This window comes from Propioniciclava soli (assembly GCF_014858005.1).
Classification (GTDB): domain Bacteria; phylum Actinomycetota; class Actinomycetes; order Propionibacteriales; family Propionibacteriaceae; genus Propioniciclava; species Propioniciclava soli.
In genome coordinates, this window is record NZ_JACYOT010000015.1 from 51,671 (window position 1) to 73,709 (window position 22,039).

A 22,039-nucleotide genomic window follows, 5' to 3' on the forward strand; every position below is an offset into this window, starting at 1 on the left:
GATCCCATGGCGCTGTTCGACACCTACCCGCAGGGGCGGGCCTGGGACGAGATGATCGACCGCGAAGGCGGCCCGCGCCCGCAGTACGAGGTCATGTTCGACACGCTCAGCAGGCTCGGCCCCGAGCACCTGGCGTCCCGCGCCGACCAGCTCGCGCGCAGCTATGTCGACCAGGGTGTGACCTTCGACTACGCGGGCGAGGAGCGGGCGTTCCCGCTGGATCTCGTCCCCCGGATCATCCCGGCCGAGGACTGGGACGTCATCGACCGCGGCGTGCAGCAGCGCGTCCGGGCCCTGGAGTCCTTCCTCGACGATGTGTACCTCCGCGAGGGCGGCCTGCCGCGTGTGGTCAGCGACGGCATCCTGCCCCACGAGATCATCGTGTCCTCCCACCACTTCCACCGCGCGGTCGCCGGCATCCGCCCCCACAACGGGGTTCGGGTCCACGTGTCGGGCATCGATCTCATCCGCGACGAGCAGGGCACGTTCCGCGTGTTGGAGGACAACGTGCGTGTGCCCTCCGGCGTCAGCTACGTCATCAGCAACCGCCGCGCCCTGACCAACACGTTCCCCGAGGCGTTCAGCACCCTGCGGATCCGCCAGGTGCACGACTACCCGCGGACGCTGCTGCGCGCCCTGCGCGCCGCGGCGCCCGACGGCAACCCCAACCCCACCGTGGTCGTGATGACCCCGGGCGTCTACAACTCGGCCTACTTCGAGCACTCCCTGCTGGCCCGCATGATGGGCGTCGAACTCGTCGAGGGGCGCGACCTCATCTGCACCGGTGGCACCGTCCGCATGCGGACGACCCGGGGCGACCAGCAGGTCGACGTCATCTACCGCCGCGTCGACGACGACTTCCTCGACCCGGTGCACTTCCGCTCCGACTCGCTCCTCGGCTGCCCGGGCCTGCTCAACGCCGTCCGTGCCGGACGCGTCACGATCGCCAACGCGGTCGGCAACGGCGTGGCCGACGACAAGCTCGTCTACAGCTACGTGCCCGATTTCATCTCCTACTACCTGGATGAGGATCCGATCCTCCCCAACGTCGACACGTTCCGGTGCAACGAGCCCGCCGCGCTGAGCCACGTCCTTGCGAACGTGGACAAGATGGTCGTGAAACCCGTGGACGGCTCCGGTGGCAAGGGGCTGGTGATCGGCGAGACGGCCGACCGAGCCACCCTGGACGCCCTCTGTGACCGGCTGCGGCACGATCCGCGGGGCTGGATCGCCCAGCCCATCGTGCAGCTCTCGACCGTGCCGACCCTCATCGACGGCGACCTGCGCCCCCGCCACGTCGATCTGCGCCCGTTCGCCGTCAACGACGGCGAGACCATCACTGTGCTGCCCGGCGGCCTCACCCGCGTGGCGCTGCCCGAGGGCCAGCTCGTCGTGAACAGCTCCCAGGGCGGCGGGTCGAAGGACACCTGGGTGCTCGAGCCGGACGCGTCCGCCGCCGAGCCGGTGGAGGAGGACTCCCTCGAGACCAAGGAGGTCATCGTGATGACGCCGCCCGCCGTCTACACCGAGGGCCCCGTCCGGTCGGTGAAGGAACAGACGAAGCAGCAACAGCAGGCCGAGCAGTACCCGCGGAGCGGGGCCGCAGCGTCGGGGGTGGCGCCGTGCTGAGCCGGATCGCCGAATCCCTGTTCTGGATCGGCCGCTACGTCGAGCGCGTCGACGGCACGGCCCGCCTCGTCGACGTCGTCCGGCTCGACCAGCTGGAGGGCGGCTACGGTGCCCACGGCCAGTCGGTCGGCAGCGTCCTCGGCGTGCTCGGCGGCGAGGTGGGCGACGACTTCGTCAGCTACGACGCCCTGCGTGAGAACCTCGTGTTCGACGCCGCCAACCTCAGCTCGATCACCGGCTCGTGGAACGCCGCGCGCGACAACGCCCGCCGCGCCCGCGAGACCGTCTCGACCGACCTGTGGGAGGCCATCAACACCGCCTGGCTGCGGTGGGGGAGGTTGGGCCCGCCCGACGGCACCGCCCGTCACCTCGCGTGGGCGCGCGAGCGTGCCATCCTGGTCGCCGGCATCGCCGACTCCACGATGAGCCACGACGACGCCTGGGACTTCCTGGTGCTGGGCCGCTACCTCGAACGCGCCGACATGACCGCGCGCATCATCAGCACCGGAACGTTGCCGACCGGCGCGCTGTCGTGGCAGTCGGTGCTCAGCTCCTGCGGCGGCAACCAGGCCTTCATGCGCAGCGCGTCCGGGCTGTTCACCGACCGTGCCGTGGCGACGTTCCTCGTCCTCAACCGCGAGTTCCCGCGCTCCGTCCTCCACGCGCTCGTGCAGGCCGAGGACGCCCTCACCCGCCTGGAACCCGAGCACCTGAACGTGGGCTTCGGCAACGATGCCCGGCGGCTGCTCGGCCGGATCCGCACCTCGCTGGAGTACCGCCTGCCCGAGAACGTCATCAACGAGCTGCCCCAGCAGATGGTGCGCGTCCAGCAGATGGTCTCCGCCGTCGCGGACTCCGTCGCCCACCGCTACTTCCCGAGCGAGGCCGAGCAGACGTGGATGGAGGAGATCCGATGAGCACCCGGCGCTACCGCGTCGTCCACACCTCGACGTACGCCTACACCGGCCCGATCAGCGCCTCGCACAACGAGATTCGCATGACGCCGCTGACCGAGGAACACCAGGTGACCCTCGAGAGCCGGTTGCGCATCCGGCCCCTGACCTGGAGTCATACCTACAAGGACTACTGGGGCACCAGCGTCACGGCCCTCGAGACGGCCGGGCTGCACGAGTCGCTCGAGCTCGAGGCCATCTCGACCGTGGAGTGCTCGGACGCCGACCGGCCGCAGCCCGACACGTCGTGGGAGGAGCTGCGCTCCGAGGAGACGCGCGACCGCTGCTGGGAGTGGCTCTCCGTCCGCACCCGCACGGCGCTTCCGGACGACCTGCTCGCCTGGTTCTCCGAGCAGGTGGAGGGCCTCGACCCCGTCGCGGCCGTCGCCCGCGCGGTCGACCTGATCCACGAGCATCTCGCCTACGAGGCCGGCGTCACCGTCGCCACCACGAACGCCGCCGAGGCGTGGGAGGCGCACAAGGGCGTCTGCCAGGACTTCGTCCACATCACGCTCGGCGTGTTGCGCCACCTCGGCGTCCCGGCCCGTTACGTCTCGGGGTACCTCACGCCCGACTCGGACGCCCCCGTCGGCGAGGCGATCGTGGGGGAGAGCCACGCGTGGGTCGAGTGGTTCGGCGGGGCTTGGCTCGGGATCGACCCCACCAACCTGCGCGCCGTCGGCGTCGACCACATCGTCGTGGCGCGCGGCCGCGACTACGACGACGTCGCACCGTTCACCGGGGTCTACCTCGGCGACGAGGAGGGCGAGCTCTCCGTCGAGGTCACCGTCACGCGGTTGAGCTGAGCGGCGCGTCGTCCACATCGGCCTCGGACGCGTCCGCGGGGAGCTTGAGGGACGGACGGGAGTCGAGGCCCCGCAGGCCGTTCCAGGTGAGGTTCACCAGGTGCGCGGCGACCTCCGGCTTCGTCAGCGACGTCGTCTCGCGGGCGTCCACCCACCACTGGCCGGCCAACGCCACCAGACCCACCAGCATCTGGCTGTACAGGGGCGCCGTGTTCGGGTCGAACCCGCGGCGGGCGAACTGCGCCGCCAGCAGCCCCTCCACCCGGCTCGCGATGCCCGACAGGATCGTCGTGAACGTGCCCCCCGCCGAGTAGGGCGAAGAGTCGCGGCTGATGATGCGGAACCCGTCCGGGTTCTCCTCCAGATAGTCGAGCAACGCGAGCGTGCCCAGCTCGATCAGCCCCCGCGGGCTCACATCCGGTCGTGAAATGGCGTCATGGATCGAGTCGTGCAGCGTCCGAACCTCGCGGTCGACGACCACGGCGTACAACCCTTCCTTGCCGCCGAAGTGCTCGTAGACGACCGGCTTGCTGACCCCGGCGTGCGCCGCGATCTCCTCCACGCTGGTGCCTTCGAGCCCCTTCTCCGCGAACAGCCCGCGCGCCACCTCCACCAACTGCTCACGCCGCTCGGCCCGCGTCATGCGGACGCGGCCGCGTCGCGTCCTGCCGGGGTGGGGAGCGTTCGTCACCCCCCCATTCTCTCGCGTCGAGGCAAGCCAGCGCCAATGGACCGACCCGGGGCCGCTAGACTCGACGGGTCCGCGGGATCGCGGGCGAACCCCGGTTGGTCTTTCGGCAGGGCCCGCCTGACTTTGAATCAGGATCAGCGCAGTAGGTTCGACTCCTACCCGGGGTGCTGGATGCCGCACTGCGGGCCTGGTGAGCAGGGCAGCCTTCCGCTCCCCTCGGGTTCCCGCTCGGCCGTGTGGTGCCGGGTCGCAAACGCCGACGTTGACCCAAGCCGGAATTCAGCATTCGTGACATGGCGCGTTCACCAGAGCTCGCAGTGGCTTACCCCTAGGCTGGGCAGGCGTGGGCGCTGGGCGATCGCGCTGGCCGATCTCAGGACGACCATGGAGCAGGGTCGCAAAGGAGGAATTATGGGTGCTGTGGCGGGATGGTACGACGACGGCTCGGGGCGTCCGCGGTGGTGGGATGGCGAGCAGTGGACGGATCGCTATGCAGATCAAGAAGGTGGTGTGGCCGGTGCGAGCGGCGCCGCCCGGACGATGATGGGCAACCTGACCGAGAAGCGCGATCCCGCCCAGGAGCCCGACAATCTGTGGTGGGCTGTTGGGAAACCCGTCAGCGGGATCGGGGGCGGGCGGTACCGCCTCACGCAGGACTACCTGATCTTCGAGAAGGGTGTGCTCTCCACGCGGAGCCAGCAAATCCGGGTTCACGAGATCTTTGATGTAGACGCGACGCAGACGATGACGCAAAAGGCCCGGGGAGTGGGATCCGTCGCGCTCTGGGCTCAACGGCCCGGCGGTTGGGAGCGCGTCGTCTTGGAGGACATTGACAATTTCCGCGAAGGCGTCAGCGTGATCAACCAAGTCGCAGACGCGGCCCGTCAGCGGATGCTGACGCGACAGAACACCCAACACCTCAACTACAACGGCAGTACGCCGCCGGCGTCTGCTGGGCCCGCACCGGCAGCCGCGCAGCCCACGGTCTCAGCAAGTACGGGGCTGAATGATGAGATTGCCAGACTCGCTGATCTGCATGAGCGAGGCATTCTTGACGATGCTGAGTTCGCCGCAGCCAAGCGCAAGCTGCTCGGTCTGTAGGAGACTGAATCGGCAGCTGTTGATAAGGGGGGCGCGGAGCGGGCGGACGCCGGCCTGGTACCTGTCCGACGGCTTGCGAGGACATCTGCTCCGGGCTCCGCGTCGTCGACCGTCGCAGCGGGCTCCGCGGTGACCACGCTCGTCGGTTCTCGTGCCGGCTTCGATGAGCCTGAAGCGCCAGGAGTTTGTCACTGGCGGGCCGCCAGCGCGTCCGCCGCTGCGGCGCGGACGCCGCCGGTGACGATGATCTGGGCCAGGTCGGCGACGCGCTCGACGAAGGCGCCGTGGGCGACCAGGTCGTCAGGCAGGGAGGCCTCGGCGATGGCGCGTGCGTGGGACGCCACGTTCGTCGCGCCCTGAGCGACGGCCCGCAGAGCGTCGGCCTTGGGCTCGATCATGGCCGCGGCGACGGGTCCGGGGTCGAAACCGGCGGGCGGGCAGACGCAGCAGATCCACCCCGCGACGGTGAGCGCCAGCTGGTGGGGCATGCGTCCTCGGTCCAGGGCCGCCATCGCCGGGATCGGCACGCGCTGGACGAGCTTCGTCGAGCCGTCGGAGCCCACGCGGGCCGTCTTGTCGCCGAGCACGGTGTTGCTCCAGCGGGCGAAGAGTTGCTGCACGTAGGCGTCCGCGTCGAAGCCGGTCGGCTGGTCGATCGACGGCAGGTATTCCTGCATCAGACAGGCGCGGACGCAGTCTTCGATGAACGGCTGCTGACGCGATGCCGGGATGGTGTCGCGCCGGTACAGCCCGCCGAGATAGGCGATGAGGGAATGTCCGCCGTTGAGCAGGCGCAGCTTGACCTGCTCGTACTTCTCGACCTCGTCGGTGAAGATGACGCCGGCGGCCTCCCAGCGGGGGCGTCCTGCCCGGAAGTCGTCCTCGATGACCCACTGGGAGAACTTCTCGGCCGGAACGGGGCTGGCGTCCTCGACCCCCAGCACCCGAGCCGCAGTCGCACTCGTCTCGTCGGTCGGGGCGGGCACGATGCGGTCCACCATCGCGTTGGGGAACGACACCGAATCACCCAGCCAGCCCAGGAAGTCCTCCGACGCCTCCGCCTCCTGTGCGAATTGCGTCACGGCCGCCCGGGTGGTGTGGCCGGCCGCGAGGAGGTTGTCGCAGGAGAGGACGCTGATGGGCGCGCCGTTCTCGGCGTGGCGGCGCATGAGGCCGAACGCCAGTTGCCCCAACGGCGACGCCGGCGCGCGGGAGGCGAGGTCGCTCGCGACGTCGGCCGCGGCCAGGTCGAGCAGCCCGGTGCGCGGATCGAGGTGGTAGCCCGTCTCCGATATGGTCAGCGTGATGATCTTGTGGGCCGGGTCGGCCGCGGCGGCGAGAATGTCGGGCCCGTCCTCGGCCGCCACGAGCAGGCGGCGGTGGACGTCCACCACGCCCACCTCTTCAGCAGCGGGGTCGAGGGTGACGACGCTGTAGAGGAAGTCCTGCTCCTGCAGCGCGGTGGTGACCCTGCGTGAGCGGTTCGCGATGCCCAGGATGCCCCACTCACCGGGCTCGGCCGCCAGCGCCAGCGCCGTGTTCACGGCGGCGTGGGCGCGGTGGAAGTTGCCGAGGCCGAAGTGGACGATGCCTGTTTGCTGCGGGGCGCTCGCACCGATGAGGTGGGCCTGCGGGAGATTGGCACGGGACAGGCGTGTCATGGGCGGTTGCTCCTTGAACGGGTGCGGGCAGCGTAGCGGCTGGGCGCCGGGAAGCGGGGAACGGCAACGGCCGGCGTCCACCAGGGACGCCGGCCGTTGCCGGTGCGAGCGGGTCGTTCAGCGACGGTCGTCGCGCACGGTGCCCTCGGCGCCGTCAACTTCGATGTGCTCCTTGGCGACGGTGTCGGTGACGGTCTGGTTCTCGGTGACCGTCTCCTTGCCGATGCTGACTTCCTCAACCGCCACGGTCTCCTTGGAGACGACCGGGCGCTCCTCGCGCAAGGTCACCTCCTCGACGACCTCGGTGGCGTTCGGGTCGATGGTGCCCGCGCTGGCGGTCCCGTCGACGGCGTTGCGCTCCACGACCAGGCGCTCCTTGGTCACCGGGACGGTGATGGTCTGCTCCTCGGTGGTCGTGTACTTGCGCAGACGGGCGCGGCCGGCCTCGGTGGTCTCGGTGCCCACGTTGAGGCGCTCCTCGGACGCGGTCATCGACTGGGTGTCGACGTCGCGGTCGCGGACGTCACGATCGGCGACGACGTCACGGTCGGCGACGACGTCACGGTCGTTCACGGTGCCAGCCACGGGGGCCGTGGTGCGGTCGCCGCGGACGCCCTCGTAGTAGCGGTAGAGCTCCGCCTCCTCCGACTCGGAGATGTGGCCATCGGCGTCAACGCGCGGGGCGTCCTTGATGATGTCCTTGGAGTGAGCCAGCACGAGGTCATCGCCGTCCCAGCGGTGTCCCTCAAGCGGAGCGAAGCTCTGCGAGGTGCCGAAGAAACCGGTGTTGAGGGTGACCCACGTGGGCTCACCGGTCGCGTCGTCGAGGTAGACCTGGCCGACGGAGCCGATCTTGTCACCCGAGGGATCGAAGGCGGTCGCCTCGGAGAGGCGGGCGAGCGTTGCGTCGTTCATGATGTCCTTTCGGTATCGGAACCAAGGTTCTTACGAAGGTAAGGCAACCTTGTGCAATCGACCCTACTAGGTGGACGCAAGGTTGCGCACATCAAGGGTGACAGGCTGGTGGCGAAAACGTGAACGCTGGCATTTGCACCCCACAAGCCCTGGCACCCCCTGTCGTCGGTCGCCCGGGCGTCGCGGCCCGCATCGTTACCAGAGGTGGGTGATGCCGACCGCCGAGGAGAGGCCCCCCGTCGGTGTCCCCTTCGGTAGGCTTCGGCGAGACCCGCCGGCGTCGACCGGCGCACCGCAACGCACGAGGAGTGTCATGACCGAGCAGGTGAGTGGGCAGGTGGCGGCGGTCGTCATCCTGGCGGCGGGAGCTGGGACGCGCATGAGGTCCACGAGGTCAAAGCTGCTCCACGCCGTCGCGGGTCAGTCGCTGCTCAGCCACGCCGTGGACGCCGCGGACGCCCTCGCGCCCCAGCGGCTCGTGGTGGTGGTCGGCCATGAGCGCGAACAGGTCGCCGCCCACCTCGCCGAGATCGCCCCCCATGCGCTGACCGCGGTGCAGGAGCAACAGCGGGGCACGGGTGACGCCGTGCGGTGCGGTCTGGCCGCACTCGAGGCGTCCGAAGGTGAGGTGGTCGTGACCATGGGTGACGTTCCGCTGCTCACCGGTGAAACCTTGGCCGAACTGGTCTCCCAGCACCGCGCCACGGGTGACGCCGTCACGATCCTGTCCTCCGAGCTGGACGACCCCACGGGTTACGGACGCATCGTGCGGGACGACGACGGTGATCAGGTGGCCGCCATCGTCGAGCAGCGCGACTGCACCCCCGAGCAGGCGACGATCCGCGAGATCAACGCCGGCATCTACGTGTTCGACGGGCCCGTGCTGCGCGACGGGCTGGCCTCCCTGACGGCCGACAACGATCAGGGTGAGCTGTACCTCACCGATGTGGTGCGCTTCGCCCGGTCCGCGGGGCGGGGCGTCCACAGCCACGTGTTGGAGGACCGCTGGCAGACCGAGGGCGTGAACGATCGCGTCCAGTTGGCCGCGCTCAACCGCGAGTACAACCGCCGCATCGTGGAGAAGTGGCAGCGGGCGGGCGTGACGGTGGTGGACCCGGCCACGACGTGGATCCACGCGAGCGTCGACCTCGGCACCGACGTGACGCTGCTGCCCGGCACGAGCCTCGAGGGGGCCACGACCATCGCCGCGGGCGCGACGATCGGGCCCGACACCACGCTCACCGACGTCGAGGTGGGGGAGGGGGCCACGGTGATCCGGACCCACGGCTCGCTCGCCGTCATCGGCGATGGCGCGACGGTCGGCCCCTATTCCTTCCTGCGGCCGGGGACGCAGCTCGGCGTCCGCGGCAAGATCGGAGCCTTCGTCGAGACGAAGAACGCCGTGATCGGCGACGGCGCGAAGGTGCCGCACCTCACCTACTGCGGCGACGCGGAGGTGGGGGAGGGCGCCAACATCGGCGCCGGCACCATCTTCGCGAACTACGACGGGGTCTCGAAGTCGACCACGGTGATCGGGCGGCACAGCTTCGTCGGCAGCAACAGCGTGCTCGTCGCACCCGTCACCGTGGCGGACGGCAGTTACGTCGCCGCGGGTTCGGCGCTCACCGACGACGTCGATCCCGGACAGTTGGCCATCGCCCGGGCCCGGCAGCGTAATATTCCGGGCTGGGTGGAAACCCGGCGCGGCGACACCCGGACGTGGCAGGCTGCGCGCGAGGCGATCAACAACGAAGGGGCCTGACGAGTGACGGGCATCAAGCGACAGTCCGAGAAGCACCTCATCCTCGCCTCGGGGCGGGCCTACCCGGAACTGGCCGAGGAGGTGGCGTCCCTGGTCGGGGTCGAGCTCGTTCCCACGCGCTCCCTCACCTACGCCAACTCCGAGATCTACGTGCGCTTCGAGGAGTCGGTTCGCGGCGCCGACGCCTTCGTCATCCAGAGCCACTGCGCGCCCGTCAACGAGTGGCTCATGGAGCAACTCATCATGGTGGACGCCCTCAAGCGCGCCTCCGCGAAGCGCATCACGGTGGTCGCGCCCTTCTACCCCTACGGGCGGCAGGACAAGAAGCACGCCGGACGCGAACCCATCTCGGCCCGCCTGATCGCCGACCTGTTCAAGACCGCCGGCGCCGACCGTCTCATGTCGATCGACCTGCACGCCTCGCAGATCCAGGGCTTCTTCGACGGACCCGTGGACCATTTGGTCGGGCTCCCCGTGCTCGTCAACTACATCACCGAGCACTACTCGCTCGAGGACCTCACCGTCGTGAGTCCGGACGCCGGCCGCGTCCGCCTGGCCGACCAGTTCACCGACCACCTCGGCGCGCCCCTGGCGATCATCCACAAGCGCCGCGACCCGAACAAGGCCAACGAGGTGGCCGTGGGCGAGGTCGTCGGCGACGTGGAGGGCCGCGTCTGCCTGCTGGTGGACGACATGATCGACACCGCCGGCACCATCTGTGCCGCCGCCCAGACGCTGATCGACCACGGCGCCAAGACCGTGATCGCCGCCGCCACGCACCCCATCCTCTCCGGCCCGGCCGCCCAGCGGCTCAACGAGTCGGCGTTCGAGGAGATCATCGTGACGAACACGCTGCCGATCTCGGAGGAACTCAACATCCCCAAGCTCACTGTGTTGTCCGTCGCTCCGCTCATCGCCGAGGCGATCAAGCAGATCTTCGAGGACGGCTCCGTGGCCAGCCTGTTCGACGGGTCGTTCCACTGAGCTGAGTTCGGAACTGGGAATGGGGCTGGACGGGAACTGGGCCGGGCTCAATCTGGCAGGGCTCAGCCAGGGCGGAGAACGGCTCGCTGTGCAAACAGACGCTGGCGGTCGAACTCCGGTTGGGGGCTCAAACTCCACCTCCGAAACCGGAGTTTGACGCCCAAGGTGTGAGTGTCGGCGCCGCACGGGGTAGGATGCTCGGGTTGCTTGGCGAGGGGACGCGGTCCCGTGATCGACAAGGCGTGGGCCCGATGGCCCGCCCTCCCTTGCCGGGCTCGTCGTTCCACGCAAGGTTGAGGAGAAACCATGGCCAACAACGAGATCAAGCTCGCCGCCGAGGCGCGCAACGAGTTCGGCAAGGGTGCCGCGCGCCGCATTCGCCGCGCCGCCAAGGTGCCTGCCGTCATCTACGGGCACGGCACCGATCCGGTCCACATCACGCTGCCGGGTCACGAGACCCTGCTCGCTCTGCGCACCGCCAACGCGCTGCTGTCCATCAGCATCGACGGCGCCGCGGACCAGCTGGCCCTGCCCAAGCAGGTGCAGCGCGACCCGATTCGCGGCTTCATCGAGCACGTCGACCTCGTCGTCGTGCGCCGCGGTGAGAAGGTGACCGTCGACATCCCGATCGTCGTCACCGGTGCTGACAAGGAGGACCGCATCCTCGTGCTCGACCAGCAGAGCATTTCGCTCGAGGTCGAGGCCACGAACATCCCGTCCGAGATCGCGATCGACGTCTCCGCATTTGAGATCGGCGACAGCCTCTCCGCGGGTCAGCTCGAGCTGCCGCAGGGCGCCGTGTTCCACGGCGAGGCCGACGACCTCATCCTCTCGATCGCAGCGGCGCCCACCGCGGACGAGGTCGCCGCCGAGCTGGACGCCGCCGTGGCGGACGCCACCGACGAGGAGAAGGTCGCCGCGCAGGAGGAGGCCGCCGCCACGGCGTCCACCGAGGAAGAGGCCGAGCAGAACGAGGCCGACGCCGAGGCCGCCGAGGGCGACGCGGAGTAAGCATTGTCCTCCTGGCTCGTGGTCGGGCTCGGGAACCCGGGCCCGACCTACGCGTTCACGCGGCACAACGTCGGCTTCATGGTGGTCGACGAGCTGGCCGCGCGGGCGCGCTCGTCCTTCACCTCCCCGCGCGGCATGCGCGGGGAGGTGGCCGAGACACGCCTCGCCGCCTCCGGGCTGGGGGGTGTCGGCGCGGACGCCCAGCGGGTCGTGCTGCTCAAGCCGCGCACCTTCATGAATGACTCCGGGATCGCCGTGGCGAAGGTTTGCGCGTTCTTCAAGATTGCTCCGGATCATGTCATCGCCGTCCATGACGAGCTCGACCTCGACTTCGGGCAGCTCCGCCTGAAGTCCGGTGGCGGGGACAACGGGCACAACGGACTGAAGTCGCTCCGCGCCCACCTCGGCACCGGTGACTACCCGCGCGTCCGCTACGGCATCGGACGGCCCCCCGGTCGTCAGGACCCCGCGGCCTACGTGCTCGCGCCGATCCCCACCTCGCTCCGCGAGGACTATGAGGTCGAGACGTCCCGCGTCGCGGACGCCGTGGAGACCCTGATGCTCTCCGGGCTCGCCGACGCGCAGAATCGCTTCAACTCCTGAACCGGCCCGCGGGGCCGGTCGACGGCAGCGCTGAGGGGCATCACTGACCCGGCAGCTGTCGCTCTGTTCGATGGCCATGACCGAGACGTCTCAGGTCCGGTACCGATGGTGCTGCTGCACGACGCGCTTGCCGTTTGAACGAACCGGGCTGTGGAACACGGGGTGACCGCGCCCGTCGAAGTCGATGAGCCAGTTGCGCTCGTCGGGGAGGTTGGGGTTGGGCTCCACCAAGTGGTGGTGGTGCGGGCACACCAGGACGCCGTCGGCCACATCGGTTCTGCCGGATCGCCACCAGGGATCGCGGCCGTGGTGTGCCTCACAGTCCGAGGGCGGCCGGTCGCACCCCGGGAACGAACAACCCCGGTCCCGCACGGCCAACACCACCCGCTGCGCCGGCGTGAACAGCCGCTGGGAACGCCCCAGGTCCAGCGGGAGCGACTCCCCATCCAGCACCAGCGGGAGGAGACCGGCACTGCAGGCGAGGTGACGCACCTGCGCCGCTGTGACCAGCTCGTCCGATTCCACCAGGGACGCAGCCCCGAGGGCAGCGCGCAGGGCGTCGTGGTCGAGGGTGACCACCACGCGCGTGTGGTCCCCACCCTTCACGGGGCCGCCGGCGCAACCGGCGTGATGGGTCAAGCAGAGCATGAGGCTGTCGGCCAGCGCTTGGCCGGGGGTGGTCTCGACACCCATGGCGGCGTCCGCGCAGCGCTGCCCGCTGGCCAGCGCCGCGAGATGCTGCTTGAACAGCTCGCCGTTGACCGCGTCGAGCTTGCCCCAGAAGCGGAGCCCCCCGTCCTCGGGGTCGGTCTTCCACCCCACATGACGGTTCCTGTGCTGGGATCGTTCTGCCCGCTCGAGACTGGCGCGATCGTGCTCCGCCACGACCTCGGGTGCCACGACCGCCACGGCGTGGTGGACCAGCCTGCGCAACGCGGGCGGGTTGAATTCATCCGCCAACTGCACCAGGTGCTCGGCGACGGCCTCCACCTGGCTTTGATCGAGCCGGTCAGGCAGGTGCTCCAGGCCGGTGGCGATGGCGGCGGCCTGCTCCGTGGAGATGCGCCCCGCGCGCAGGGCGTCTCCGACAGGTGCGTGGCCCTCCAGCAGGCCGGCCAGGCGGACGTCCGCGCGGGCCTGCCGCGCTGAGTGCGTCGTTCCCGCGGCGAGCCAGGACGCCGTGGGCACGCTGTGGGTACGAAGGGTGAGCTGGCGCCGCTCCGCCTCGGCGACCAACCCCAGCCACCGGCCGCGCAGCGCCGACGCGGCGGCGCCGACCGCGGACAGCTCGGCCATCAGGACATCGTCGGGCAGCGACCAGGGCTCCGGCTCGGCTGCCCCCGCCAGGTCTGTGGCGCGGCCCTGCTGTTGATGGTCCGTGGTTGCCAGCGCCTCCTGGTCGGAGCGCGCGAAGAGATCGGCGACGGCCCCGAACCAGTCCGACTCCAGGACCGCGGGCGCCGCCGCATCCACCATGCCCCACCACTCAGGTTCGGGCAGGTGGACCACGGGCGCTGACGCCGCCAGGGAGGCCTGCATGGGGCAAGTATAGAACACCTGATCGAAAAAACCAAGCCTTGGACGATGCCCGCCGGTGGTGCTGCACTCCGAGAGCCGGCCAGACCTGGAGGAACAGGTGCCCCATCCGTAGAGCTGCAGTTACGCTGACCTCACCCCCCACGCATGAGGAGCAATCGATGCCTTCTGTCACCGACTGGATCACCGCGATCACTGCGATCCTCGCGCTTGTGGCTGCAACGGTGGCGGGACGCACGGCGGGGCGTCTCTATCGCATTGAAAGCGACCGAGACTCTGCCATGGCGCTGCGCGCCGAGCGGGAACAGGCAAGCGGCGTCAACGCGTGGTGCGTCGTGACGAACACGGAGGCAAACCGTCGCGACGGGTTGCTCGTGAGCAATGCGTCGGATTCCCCGGTGTACGACGTTGAGGTGATTTCCTGTGGCCCAGGGGGCGGCCAGCAGTTTCCCCTCACCCTCTTCGTCCTTCCACCGGGACACTACGTAGCGCTTGAGGAGGCGAGCTTTCATTGGACATTCCCCCAGGCCGCTGCCGATGTGGACGGTTCCATCCGGCCTGTGACGAAACACAAGACGTGGCGGGTCGTCCGACTCAGCTTCACCGACGCGCACGGCATCGCTTGGGTGCGCGACGACCACGGTCGACTCAGTCAGAGCGCGATGCAAGGGAGGGCTTGAGCCGGGCCGAACCCCGCCCCACCCCAGCGCTCACCTGCCGCGCCCTACACTGTTGCGGTGGATCTTTCCGAGCTGATCGAGCTCGTCGCGTCCGAACCCACCCTGGCTGACCTGGTGGACGTCGCGCGCGCGGGGGCCGAGCCGACGGGCGACGTGACGTGTCCGGAACCGGTGCGCCCCCTGGTGGCGGCGGCGTTGGCGCGGGACGCGCGGCGTCCGCTGCTGGTGGTCACGTCGACGTACCGCGAGGCTGAGGCGGCCACGGATGCGCTCCGTTCGTTGCTCGGGCCAGACGACGTCGCCTACTTCCCCGCCTGGGAGACGCTGCCCCACGAGCGCCTCTCGCCGCGCTCCGACACCGTGGGCCGGCGCCTGGCCGTCCTGCGCCGGTTCGCTGGCACGTCGGAGCTGCCGCCGCCGCGCGTGACCGTCGCGCCCGTCCGGGCGGTGCTGCAGCCCCAGGTCGCGGGGCTGGGCAAACTGCGTCCGGTTCGCCTGGCCGTGGGTGAGGACCACGACGTGGACGCCGTCGCGCAGGCCCTCGTGGACGCCGCCTATGTGCGCGTCGACCTCGTCGAACGCCGGGGCGAGTTCGCCGTGCGTGGCGGCATCGTCGACGTGTTTCCCCCCACCGAGGAGCACCCGCTGCGGGTCGACTTCTTCGGCGACACCGTCGAGGAGATCCACCCGTTCGCCGTGGCCGACCAGCGCAGTGACGACGAGCAGCGCCGCGAGGTCGTCGCCTCGCCGTGCCGCGAGCTGCTGCTGGACGACGCCGTCCGCGCCCGCGCGGGCGAGCATGCCGCCAACCTCGCCATTCCGCAGCAGTTGCGCGAGCTGTTCGAGCGCATCAGCGAGGGGCACGCCGTCGACGGCATGGAGGCACTGGCCCCCGCGCTCGTCGACCGCATGGAGCTGCTCGTCGATGTGGTCGACCCCGCCACCCTCGTGCTGGTCAGCGACCCCGAGAAGGTGCGCACCCGCGCGGCAGAACTGCACGAGACGTCGCAGGAATTCCTCGCGGCGAGCTGGTCGGCGGCCGCGGCCGGCGGCAAGGCGCCCATCGACCTCGGGGCCTCGGCCTACCGACAGCTCGGCGACGTCCGGTCGGACGCCCTGGCTGGCGGCCTGGGCTGGTGGACCCTGTCGGCGTTCGCCGACGACCCGGACAGCAGCCGCGTCCCCGGCACGGTCAACGAGCCGTTCCGCGGTGACGTGGAGGCGGCGGTGGACGCCATCGCCGCGGCGGCGGCGTCCGGGCAGCGGGTGGTGCTGGTGGCGGACACCCCGGGGCGCGCGTCCCGGATGAACGACATCCTCGCTGAGCACGACCTCGCGGGGAAGGTGGAGGTGATCGAGGCCGAACTCGGCCGCGGCTTCACCCTCGAGGCGCTGAACCTGTGGGTGGTGACGAGCGCCGACCTGTCGGGGCAGAAGGGCGTGGAGAAGGCCGCCCGGCAGATGCCGGCGCGGCGCAAGAACACGATCGACCCGCTCGAGCTCACGGCGGGCGACCACGTCGTCCACGACGCCCACGGGGTGGGGCGCTACGTCGAGATGGTGCAGCGCACGATCGGCGGGGCCACGCGGGAGTACCTGGTCATCGAGTACGCCGCCAGCAAGCGGGGCCAGCCGGCCGACCGGCTGTTCGTGCCCATGGACGCCCTCGACCAGATCACCCGCTACGTCGGTGGCGAGGCCCCGACGCTCGACCGCATGGGCGGGGCGGACTGGAACAAGCGCAAGAGCCGCGCCCGCAAGGCCGTCCGGCAGATCGCTGCGGAACTCATCAAGCTGTACGCCGCGCGGCAGGCGTCCGAGGGCTACGCGTTCGGCCCCGACAGCCCGTGGCAGCGCGAGCTGGAGGACACGTTCTCCTACGTCGAGACGCCCGACCAGATGGCGGCCATCACCGAGGTGAAGGGCGACATGGAGCGCGTCGTGCCCATGGACCGCCTGGTGTGCGGCGACGTCGGCTACGGCAAGACCGAGATCGCCGTCCGCGCCGCGTTCAAGGCCGTGATGGACGGCAAGCAGGTCGCGATCCTCGTGCCCACGACCCTGCTGGTGCAGCAGCACCACGCCACCTTCGCCGACCGGTACGCCGGCTTCCCCGTCACCCTCGGCGCCCTGAGCCGGTTCCAGACCGCCGCGGAGTTCAAGAAGGTGGTGGACGGCCTGGCCGACGGCTCGGTCGACGTCGTCGTGGGCACGCACCGGCTGCTGTCCGACCAGGTCGTGTTCAAGGATCTCGGCCTGGTGATCGTCGACGAGGAGCAGCGCTTCGGCGTCGACCACAAGGAGGCGCTGAAGAAGATGCGCCTCAACGTCGACGTGCTGTCGATGTCGGCCACCCCCATTCCCCGCACCCTGGAGATGGCGGTCACGGGCATCCGGGAGATGAGCGTCATCGCCACGCCGCCGGAGGAGCGTCACCCGGTGCTGACCTTCGCCGGCCCGTGGGAGGAGGGGCAGGTGCGCGCGGCGATCCGGCGCGAGCTGGCCCGCGAGGGGCAGGTGTTCTACATCCACAACCGCGTGCAGACCATCGAGAAGACGGCCGCCCGCATCCGCGAGCTGGTGCCCGAGGCGCGCGTGGCGGTGGCCCACGGCCAGATGAACGAGAACGCCCTCGAGCAGGTGATGGTCAACTTCTGGGAGCGCGAGGCCGACGTCCTGGTCTGCACCACGATCGTGGAGGCAGGCCTGGACATCTCGACGGCCAACACCCTGCTCATCGAGCGCGCCGACCTGCTCGGCCTCTCGCAGTTGCACCAGCTGCGCGGACGCGTCGGCCGCGGCCGGGAGCGGGGGTACGCCTACTTCCTCTACCCGCCGGAGAAGCCGCTCACCGAGACGGCCCACGACCGGCTGGCCACGATGGCCGCCCACACCGACCTGGGGGCGGGCATGGCGATCGCCATGCGTGACCTCGAGATCCGCGGTGCCGGCAACCTGCTGGGGGAGGAGCAGTCGGGCCACATCGCCGACGTCGGCTTCGACCTGTACCTGCGCCTGGTGGGGGAGGCGGTCGCCGAGTACCGCGGCGAGGACGTCGAACCCGAGCCCGAGATGAAGATCGAGCTGCCCGTCGAGGCCCACCTGCCGGGTGAGTACGTCGAGTCGGAGCGGTTGCGCCTCGAGATGTACAAGCGCCTCGCCGCGGTGCGCTCGGAGGCCGAGCTGGACGCCGTCCGTGAGGAACTGCTCGACCGGTACGGCCCCCTCCCCAAACCCGTCGAGAACCTGCTGGCCGTCGCGCGGTTCCGGCTGCTGTGCCGGGCGGCGGGGCTGAGCGAGGTGCTGAGCGCCGGCACGATGGTGCGGTTCTCCCCGGTCACGCTGCCGGAGAGCCGGGACATGCGTCGGCAGCGGCTCTACCCGGGCTCGCGCGTCAACCGGCAGACCGAGCAGCTGTTCCTGCCGCGTCCGCGGACGGCGCCCGTGGCCGGTCAGCCGCTGGTCGATGCCGACCTGATCGCCTGGGCCACCGAGGCCGTCACGGCGCTGCTCGCCCCCGAGGTCGCGGCCAGCCGCGCGTAGGCAGCGCTAGGGTCGCGGGTGTGACCGACTCCACGCACAGCGACGAGGACGCGCCCCAGCCGGCTTCGGAGCCATCGCCCGAGACCACCGGACGCGGCTGGCTCACGCGCCGGCTGTTCCCCGACGGCGCGGAGCCCGACCCCCGCTTCACCCTGGCGAACGAGCGCACGTTCCTCGCCTGGATGCGGACGTCGCTGGCCCTGCTGGGCGCGGGGGTGGCGTTGGAGGCGTTCGCCGCGGACGTGTTCCCGCACCTCATCCGGCACCTCGCCGCGCTGGTGCTCGTGGGCACGGCGCTGGTCGCGTCGCTGTCCGCCACGTACCGCTGGCACCGCGTCGAGACGGCGATGCGGCGGGGGCGTCCGCTGCCGGCCCCGTCCTTGGCGCTGTTGCTGGCCGTGGGGTTGACGCTGACGTCCTTCGTGCTGCTCGGCCTCGTGCTGGGCGCCGGGGCCTGACGTGACGGGCCGCGCCACCGCCGCGCCGCGGCACGACGACCCGGGGCTCCAGCCCGAACGCACGACGCTGGCGTGGACGCGGACCACGCTGTCGTTGCTGGTGGTGGGGGTGTTGATGGTGCGGCTGCTCGCGCTCGCGCACGTGCCGGTGGCGCCGGCGGTGGTGGGCGTGGTGGTCACCATCGTGATCGTGCTGCGGGACCAGTCGCTGCGCCATGCCAAGGCCGTGCGCGGGCTGGTGCACGCGGGCATGCCGACGGCGCCGACCTCGGTGCTCGCGGTGGGTGGGGGAACGGCGCTGCTCGCCCTCGGGGTGCTGGCCGCGTTGGTGTGGGCCGCCCGGTAGGATCGCCAGCGACAACCAACCCAGGAGGATCGCCATGTCGCCCCTCGCCCGCGCCCGCCGCGGCTCCACCCGCCTCACGCACGGCCTCGTCGCCGCCGGCGCGTTCGCCGCGCTCACGCTGACCGGCTGCGCCCCGTCCGCGGCCAATGCCGCCGTCGTCGAGGGGGTGCGCATCCCCGATGTGGCGGTGCGCGAGGCGACCCCGGTGGTGGCGGCGATCCTGCAACGGGACGCGGCGGTGGCCTCCCGGCAGGCCGTGTTCGACCTGACGGTCGGCGAGGCGTCCGCGATCATCGCTGATCGCAACGAGGTGGACGTCACGGACGCCGAGCTCAGCGCCGTGCTGAGCCAGAGCCCGCGCTACGCCGCCGCCGCGCAGACCGAGGAGGGGCGGGACTGGGTGCACAGCGTCGCCCGCGCCTTCGTGGTGATGGACAAGGTGGGGCGGGAGGAGTTCCTCGCCGAACTGGGCGACATGGACATCGAGATCAACCCCCGCTACGGCACCTGGGACGGCACGCGTTTCACCCTCGCCGACGCCAGCCTGGCGCGGGTGGCACCCTCGGCGCAGGTTCCGGGCTGACCGGTTCGGCCGTGTCGGACGCCTTCGCCCGCCTCGTGGCGGTGATGCACACGCTGCGGGAGCGGTGCGGGTGGGACGCCGAACAGACGCACCGTTCGCTGGTGACGCACCTGGTGGAGGAAACCGCCGAGGTCGTGGAGGCCGTCGAGGCGGGCGACGACGCGCTGTTGCGTGAGGAGTTGGGTGACCTGCTGCTCCAGGTGGTGTTCCACGCGGAGATCGCGGCCGAGGAGGGCCGGTTCGCCATCGACGACGTGGCCGACGGCATCGCCGACAAGCTGGTGCGGCGCCACCCCTACGTGTTCGCCGATGCGGCCGCGCCGGAGGATCTGATGGGCTCCTGGGAGGAGCGCAAGCGCGCCGAGAAGGGCCGGACCTCGGCCCTGGACGGCATCCCGGGGCCCCTGGACACCCTGGCCCGGGCGGGCAAGGTCGTGGCCAGGGCCCGCCACCACCGCGTCGAGGTCGAGTTGCCCGCCGAGCCCGTGGATGCCGACGAGGTCGGCCAGGCCGTGCTGACGCTGGTGGCCCGCGCCCAGGCGTCCGGGGTGGACGCCGACCAGGCGGTGCGGGCGGCCGTCCGGGAGCTCGAGCAGAGCATCCGGGCAGCTGAGGCGTCCGCCTGATTCGGCCAACCGGACGCCGCAATCACCGGTAGGCTGGACGCGTCCTGCACACGTTGAAAGTGAGAAACTGTGGCAAGCATCGAGATCGTCAACGCCCGCGAGATCCTGGACTCCCGCGGCAACCCCACCGTCGAGGTGGAGGTTCTCCTCGACGACGACTCCCAGGGTCGTGCGGCCGTTCCGTCCGGCGCCTCCACCGGCGCCTTCGAGGCCGTCGAGCTGCGCGACGGTGACAAGTCGCGCTACGGCGGCAAGGGCGTCCTGAAGGCCGTCGAGAACGTCAACGAATCCATCGCCGAAGAGGTCATCGGCTTCGACGCCACCGACCAGCGCGAGATCGACGCCGCCATGCTGGAGCTGGACGGCACCCCGAACAAGGCCAAGCTGGGCGCCAACGCCATCCTCGGCGTGTCGCTCGCCGTGGCGCACGCCGCGGCCGAGTCGGCCAACCTGCCGCTGTTCCGCTACCTCGGTGGCCCGAACGCGCACGTGCTGCCCGTCCCGATGATGAACATCCTCAACGGTGGCTCCCACGCCGACTCCAACGTCGACGTGCAGGAGTTCATGATCGCCCCCATCGGCGCGCCGAGCTTCGTCGAGGCCGTCCAGATGGGCGCCTCGGTGTACCACGCGCTCAAGAAGGTGCTGCACGACCGCGGCCTGGCCACCGGCCTGGGCGACGAGGGTGGCTTCGCGCCGAACCTCGACAGCAACGCCGAGGCCCTCGACCTGATCGTCGAGGCGATCAAGGCGGCCGGCCTCAAGCCGGGCACCGACATCGCGCTGGCGCTCGACGTCGCCGCGTCGGAGTTCCACGACAACGGCTCGTACAACTTCGAGGGCGCCAAGAAGAGCTCCGACGAGATGATCGCCATCTACGCGGAATGGATCGCCAAGTACCCGCTGGTCTCCATCGAGGATCCGCTGGACGAGGAGGACTGGGACGGCTGGAAGAAGTTCACCCAGGAGCTGGGCGAGAAGATCCAGATCGTGGGCGACGACCTGTTCGTCACCAACCCCGAGCGCCTGCAGCGCGGCATCGACACCGCCACCGCCAACGCGCTGCTCGTCAAGGTCAACCAGATCGGCTCGCTCACCGAGACGCTGGACGCCGTCGAGCTTGCCCACCGCAACGGCTACCGCTGCATGATGTCGCACCGCTCCGGTGAGACCGAGGACGTCACGATCGCCGACCTGGCCGTCGCCACCAACTGTGGCCAGATCAAGACCGGCGCCCCGGCCCGCTCCGAGCGCGTCGCGAAGTACAACCAGCTCATCCGCATCGAGGAGACCCTCGAGGATGCGGCGGTGTACGCCGGCACGTCGGCCTTCCCGCGTTTCAAGGGCTGATCCGACAGTTCCACCACCGAGACGGCCGGTCCCCCGCGGGGGGCCGGCCGTCTCGTCCTCTGGGCGCGTCCGGGGCCGGGGCGAGTGTCGCGCCCGCGTCGGACGCCGGCGTCCGCCTACGCTGGAGGACGCAACCGGTGAGAGGGGGGATCCATGGCGCGCGACGCACGACCGGCCCGTCGGCCGGCGGGCCCCGGCCGCGGATCGAAGCGACCCGGTGCCCCCGGACGCCGCCTGTTCGGCGCCACCGCCGCGCCGCAGGCCAGTTCCCCGACGCCGCCCGCCACCACCGGGACGCCCCGCGCAGGCCGGGCCGCCACCGCGCTGGCCGCCACCCGGCGGTTCGGCCGCGCGGTGCGTCCGAAGGGGCAATGGCACGTGACGCGGCGCGCGCTGGTGCTGTTCGCCGTCCTCGTCGTGCTGGGCCTGTCGTTCGCCGGCTCGCTGCGCGTCTACCTCGTCCAGTCGAGCCAGCTGGCGATCGCCCGGGAGCAGATCGTTCAGCGCGAGGCTGCCGTCGACGACCTGACCGCGCGGTTGGGGCGCTGGGAGGATCCGGCCCACGTCGTCGCCCAGGCCCGCGAGCGGCTCGGGTGGGTCATGCCCGGCGAGGTGGGCTACCGCGTGATCGACACCGACGGGGAGGTGCTGACCGGCGGCGTCGAGATCCAGGGCGTGGAAGGTGGCACGTCGCACGGGCTGGAGGCGCGGTGGTGGGACCATCTGGCCGGCTCCATCGCCGCGGCCGACGCTGCCGAGCCCACGCTCGTCGAGGCCCCCGCGGCCGAGCCGTCGCGCTGA

20 protein-coding genes and 1 tRNA gene are annotated in these 22,039 nt (G+C 70.6%); 17 read left to right on the plus strand and 4 right to left on the minus strand.

Annotated features, from left to right (window positions below; all coding sequences use genetic code 11):
- The first annotated feature begins 6 nt into the window (after positions 1-6).
- The 3 genes from IFY26_RS13780 to IFY26_RS13790 are packed head-to-tail and all read left to right on the plus strand — an operon-like array spanning position 7 to position 3,388.
- Positions 7-1,629 (plus strand): circularly permuted type 2 ATP-grasp protein, encoded by a 1,623-nt coding sequence (locus IFY26_RS13780; RefSeq protein WP_232549581.1) that lies wholly within the window; start codon positions 7-9, stop codon positions 1,627-1,629.
- Positions 1,623-2,546 carry an alpha-E domain-containing protein gene (locus IFY26_RS13785; RefSeq protein WP_232549582.1) on the plus strand — a complete coding sequence of 308 codons (924 nt, stop codon included), beginning with the start codon at positions 1,623-1,625 and terminating at the stop codon, positions 2,544-2,546. The genes IFY26_RS13780 and IFY26_RS13785 overlap by 7 nt, the downstream gene beginning before the upstream one ends.
- Positions 2,543-3,388, plus strand: a complete 846-nt coding sequence (locus tag IFY26_RS13790) for a transglutaminase family protein (protein ID WP_232549583.1) — start codon at positions 2,543-2,545, stop codon at positions 3,386-3,388. The genes IFY26_RS13785 and IFY26_RS13790 overlap by 4 nt, the downstream gene beginning before the upstream one ends.
- Here IFY26_RS13790 and IFY26_RS13795 read toward each other — a convergent pair.
- A complete protein-coding gene (locus IFY26_RS13795) occupies positions 3,372-4,031 on the minus strand; it encodes a TetR/AcrR family transcriptional regulator (protein WP_232549658.1) in 660 nt (219 codons plus the stop codon). The two genes, IFY26_RS13790 and IFY26_RS13795, sit on opposite strands and share 17 nt — an antisense overlap.
- Before the next feature lie 136 nt (positions 4,032-4,167).
- Between IFY26_RS13795 and IFY26_RS13800 the strand changes: the two genes are divergently transcribed.
- Positions 4,168-4,246, plus strand: a tRNA-Gln gene (locus IFY26_RS13800).
- Positions 4,247-4,490: 244 nt separating this feature from the next.
- Positions 4,491-5,180 (plus strand): SHOCT domain-containing protein, encoded by a 690-nt coding sequence (locus IFY26_RS13805; RefSeq protein ID WP_232549584.1) that lies wholly within the window; start codon positions 4,491-4,493, stop codon positions 5,178-5,180.
- A 188-nt stretch (positions 5,181-5,368) separates the two neighbouring features.
- On the opposite strand, the gene IFY26_RS13810 is transcribed toward IFY26_RS13805, so the two are convergent.
- A complete protein-coding gene (locus IFY26_RS13810; RefSeq protein WP_232549585.1) occupies positions 5,369-6,841 on the minus strand; it encodes a mannitol dehydrogenase family protein in 1,473 nt (490 codons plus the stop codon).
- 117 nt (positions 6,842-6,958) lie between these two features.
- On the minus strand, positions 6,959-7,756 hold the full coding sequence (locus IFY26_RS13815; RefSeq protein WP_232549586.1) for a YsnF/AvaK domain-containing protein: 798 nt from the start codon (positions 7,754-7,756) through the stop codon (positions 6,959-6,961).
- 313 nt (positions 7,757-8,069) lie between these two features.
- Between IFY26_RS13815 and glmU the strand changes: the two genes are divergently transcribed.
- The 4 genes from glmU (at position 8,070) to pth (ending at position 12,116) form a co-directional block, all read left to right on the plus strand.
- Positions 8,070-9,518 carry a bifunctional UDP-N-acetylglucosamine diphosphorylase/glucosamine-1-phosphate N-acetyltransferase GlmU gene (gene glmU / locus IFY26_RS13820; protein WP_232549587.1) on the plus strand — a complete coding sequence of 483 codons (1,449 nt, stop codon included), beginning with the start codon at positions 8,070-8,072 and terminating at the stop codon, positions 9,516-9,518.
- Between the two features lie 3 nt (positions 9,519-9,521).
- Entirely contained in the window at positions 9,522-10,502 is a 981-nt protein-coding gene (locus tag IFY26_RS13825; RefSeq protein ID WP_332836195.1) for a ribose-phosphate diphosphokinase, read from the plus strand.
- A gap of 306 nt (positions 10,503-10,808) precedes the next feature.
- Complete coding sequence (locus tag IFY26_RS13830; protein WP_232549588.1) at positions 10,809-11,513, plus strand: 50S ribosomal protein L25/general stress protein Ctc; 705 nt, start codon at positions 10,809-10,811, stop codon at positions 11,511-11,513.
- 3 nt (positions 11,514-11,516) lie between these two features.
- A complete protein-coding gene (pth, locus tag IFY26_RS13835; RefSeq protein ID WP_232549589.1) occupies positions 11,517-12,116 on the plus strand; it encodes an aminoacyl-tRNA hydrolase in 600 nt (199 codons plus the stop codon).
- 90 nt (positions 12,117-12,206) lie between these two features.
- Here pth and IFY26_RS13840 read toward each other — a convergent pair whose 3' ends face one another.
- Positions 12,207-13,655 carry an HNH endonuclease signature motif containing protein gene (locus tag IFY26_RS13840; RefSeq protein ID WP_232549590.1) on the minus strand — a complete coding sequence of 483 codons (1,449 nt, stop codon included), beginning with the start codon at positions 13,653-13,655 and terminating at the stop codon, positions 12,207-12,209.
- A gap of 158 nt (positions 13,656-13,813) precedes the next feature.
- On the opposite strand from IFY26_RS13840, the gene IFY26_RS13845 reads away from it, so the two are divergent.
- The 8 genes from IFY26_RS13845 to IFY26_RS13880 all read left to right on the plus strand — a co-directional run bounded on the left by IFY26_RS13845 (position 13,814) and on the right by IFY26_RS13880 (position 22,039).
- Entirely contained in the window at positions 13,814-14,332 is a 519-nt protein-coding gene (locus tag IFY26_RS13845; RefSeq protein ID WP_232549591.1) for an SPRY domain-containing protein, read from the plus strand.
- Positions 14,333-14,389: 57 nt separating this feature from the next.
- Positions 14,390-17,875, plus strand: a complete 3,486-nt coding sequence (gene mfd, locus IFY26_RS13850; protein WP_232549592.1) for a transcription-repair coupling factor — start codon at positions 14,390-14,392, stop codon at positions 17,873-17,875.
- A gap of 20 nt (positions 17,876-17,895) precedes the next feature.
- Positions 17,896-18,333: a YidH family protein gene (locus IFY26_RS13855; RefSeq protein ID WP_232549593.1), complete on the plus strand. Its 438-nt coding sequence runs from the start codon at positions 17,896-17,898 to the stop codon at positions 18,331-18,333.
- Position 18,334: 1 nt separating this feature from the next.
- Complete coding sequence (locus tag IFY26_RS13860) at positions 18,335-18,679, plus strand: DUF202 domain-containing protein (RefSeq protein ID WP_232549594.1); 345 nt, start codon at positions 18,335-18,337, stop codon at positions 18,677-18,679.
- A gap of 34 nt (positions 18,680-18,713) precedes the next feature.
- Positions 18,714-19,262, plus strand: coding sequence for a hypothetical protein (locus IFY26_RS13865; RefSeq protein ID WP_232549595.1), 549 nt, complete (start codon positions 18,714-18,716; stop codon positions 19,260-19,262).
- Between the two features lie 44 nt (positions 19,263-19,306).
- Positions 19,307-19,888 (plus strand): nucleoside triphosphate pyrophosphohydrolase, encoded by a 582-nt coding sequence (locus tag IFY26_RS13870; protein ID WP_232549660.1) that lies wholly within the window; start codon positions 19,307-19,309, stop codon positions 19,886-19,888.
- Positions 19,889-19,957: 69 nt separating this feature from the next.
- On the plus strand, positions 19,958-21,238 hold the full coding sequence (eno, locus tag IFY26_RS13875; RefSeq protein WP_232549596.1) for a phosphopyruvate hydratase: 1,281 nt from the start codon (positions 19,958-19,960) through the stop codon (positions 21,236-21,238).
- 153 nt (positions 21,239-21,391) lie between these two features.
- Positions 21,392-22,039: an FtsB family cell division protein gene (locus tag IFY26_RS13880; RefSeq protein WP_232549597.1), complete on the plus strand. Its 648-nt coding sequence runs from the start codon at positions 21,392-21,394 to the stop codon at positions 22,037-22,039.

Excerpts from the sequence above, each read along its gene's own strand:
- IFY26_RS13780 (WP_232549581.1), top strand. The coding sequence starts at position 7 with ATGGCGCTGTTCGACACCTACCCGCAGGGGCGGGCCTGGGACGAGATG.
- IFY26_RS13790 (WP_232549583.1), top strand. The coding sequence starts at position 2,543 with ATGAGCACCCGGCGCTACCGCGTCGTCCACACCTCGACGTACGCCTAC.
- IFY26_RS13795 (WP_232549658.1), bottom strand. The coding sequence starts at position 4,031 with ATGACGCGGGCCGAGCGGCGTGAGCAGTTGGTGGAGGTGGCGCGCGGG.
- IFY26_RS13805 (WP_232549584.1), top strand. The coding sequence starts at position 4,491 with ATGGGTGCTGTGGCGGGATGGTACGACGACGGCTCGGGGCGTCCGCGG.
- IFY26_RS13810 (WP_232549585.1), bottom strand. The coding sequence starts at position 6,841 with ATGACACGCCTGTCCCGTGCCAATCTCCCGCAGGCCCACCTCATCGGT.
- IFY26_RS13815 (WP_232549586.1), bottom strand. The coding sequence starts at position 7,756 with ATGAACGACGCAACGCTCGCCCGCCTCTCCGAGGCGACCGCCTTCGAT.
- glmU (WP_232549587.1), top strand. The coding sequence starts at position 8,070 with ATGACCGAGCAGGTGAGTGGGCAGGTGGCGGCGGTCGTCATCCTGGCG.
- IFY26_RS13830 (WP_232549588.1), top strand. The coding sequence starts at position 10,809 with ATGGCCAACAACGAGATCAAGCTCGCCGCCGAGGCGCGCAACGAGTTC.
- IFY26_RS13840 (WP_232549590.1), bottom strand. The coding sequence starts at position 13,655 with ATGCAGGCCTCCCTGGCGGCGTCAGCGCCCGTGGTCCACCTGCCCGAA.
- IFY26_RS13845 (WP_232549591.1), top strand. The coding sequence starts at position 13,814 with ATGCCTTCTGTCACCGACTGGATCACCGCGATCACTGCGATCCTCGCG.
- IFY26_RS13865 (WP_232549595.1), top strand. The coding sequence starts at position 18,714 with ATGTCGCCCCTCGCCCGCGCCCGCCGCGGCTCCACCCGCCTCACGCAC.
- IFY26_RS13870 (WP_232549660.1), top strand. The coding sequence starts at position 19,307 with ATGCACACGCTGCGGGAGCGGTGCGGGTGGGACGCCGAACAGACGCAC.
- IFY26_RS13880 (WP_232549597.1), top strand. The coding sequence starts at position 21,392 with ATGGCGCGCGACGCACGACCGGCCCGTCGGCCGGCGGGCCCCGGCCGC.